The organism is Streptomyces sp. SP17BM10 (genome assembly GCF_036322405.1).
Lineage (GTDB): Bacteria > Actinomycetota > Actinomycetes > Streptomycetales > Streptomycetaceae > Kitasatospora.
Map to the genome: position 1 here is coordinate 1 of NZ_JAQYXB010000009.1, position 347 is coordinate 347.

General features: G+C 64.8%; 1 protein-coding gene. It reads left to right on the top strand.

The window, feature by feature from the left end:
* Positions 1-347: hypothetical protein (locus PUR71_RS00025; protein WP_329924221.1), on the top strand; the 347-nt coding region annotated here is incomplete at both ends.

Consider the following 347-nt stretch of genomic DNA (forward strand, 5'->3'; position numbering starts at 1 on the left):
ACACCCCGCGCTGCTGTACGAGCTCGTGATCACCCAGCCCGCGGGGATCGGCGACATCGAACAGACCGTCGCCCCAGTCCTGTTGGCCGTGTTCGCGATGGCGTACGCCACACCGGTACCGGCACACCCCGCTCTGCTGTACGAGCTCGTGATCACCCAGCCCGCGGGGATCGGCGACATCGATCAGACCGTCGCCCCAGTCGTGTTGGCCGTGTTGTCGATCGTGTACGCCTCACAGTTAACGGCACAACCCTCGCTGCTGTACGAGCTCGTTATAAACCAGCCCGAAGGAATCGGCGACATCGAACAGACCGTGGCGCCGGTCTGCCCGCTCACGTCGGCGATGG